1 protein-coding gene is annotated in these 481 nt (G+C 66.3%); it reads left to right on the forward strand.

Translation table 11 applies throughout. The features are described from left to right. Positions 1-481: flotillin domain-containing protein (locus AC1D0P_RS28880; RefSeq protein WP_477679872.1), on the forward strand; the 481-nt coding region annotated here is incomplete at both ends.

Below are 481 nucleotides of genomic sequence, written 5' to 3' on the forward strand. Positions count from 1 at the left end.
GAGATACAGAAGGCCGTAGAACTCGCCAAGCGGACACAGGAGCGTTCGTCGGCCATCGCCGCTGCGGAAGCCGTCCGCGCCAAGGCTATCCAGGCGGAGGAGCAGGCCTTCACCGCCCGCGAGCGCGAAATTGCCGAGCGCCGCTCAGTCACCGAGATCATCGCTGCCAAGCGTGAAGCCGAGCGCGAGGCAATCCGCCTCACGGCCGCGGCCGAAACCGAGATGAAGGCGGCGAAAAGCCATGCCGAGGCGCTGAAAATCCAGGCTGAGGCCAGAGCGGAAGCCGACAAGATCGCCGCACTCGCCGCCGCCGCCCGCTACGAGGTCGATGCCGAAGGCAACCGTCAACTCGACGAGGCGGAGAACATGCTCTCGGACGGCGCCCGCGCCAGCCGCACCCGCGCCCGCATCCTCGACAAGCTCGAAGGCATCATCCGCGAAAGCGTCAAGCCGATGGAGAAGATCGAGGGCATCAAGATCC

The sequence above is a fragment of the Polaromonas sp. P1_G2 genome, from assembly GCF_056405515.1.